We start from the raw sequence: 274 nt of genomic DNA, 5'->3' as shown, positions 1-274 counted from the left end.
CCGACCACGACCAGGCCAAAAGCCAGTGCGACCCAGGCCCGATCCGCCCCCGCCAATCCTACACCGATGGCGCGCAGGTTCAGGCTGCCGGTGAGGCCGAACAGGAAGGTGAGGCCGTAGGCCATGACCGCAAGCGCGGCCGCACCGTAAAGGAAGTACTTCAGGGTCGCTTCCTGGGCCAGGCGGTCGCCTCGGACGAGCAGCACAAGCAGGTAGGACGGGAAGCTCACCATTTGTAGGAACAGGACGACGAGGCCGAGGTCGGTCGCGGCCG

Annotated in this window: 1 protein-coding gene; it reads right to left on the bottom strand. The window is 66.8% G+C overall.

The features are described 5' to 3' along the window. A partial coding sequence (locus KZZ07_RS26920) for a proton-conducting transporter transmembrane domain-containing protein (RefSeq protein ID WP_305067275.1) occupies nucleotides 1-274 on the bottom strand: 274 nt, incomplete at both ends.

Source organism: Mameliella sp. CS4 (assembly GCF_019392335.1).
Taxonomy (GTDB): domain Bacteria; phylum Pseudomonadota; class Alphaproteobacteria; order Rhodobacterales; family Rhodobacteraceae; genus Antarctobacter.
The sequence above is the reverse complement of the archived record's forward strand: the minus strand, read 5'-3'. Positions and strand labels throughout refer to the sequence as shown.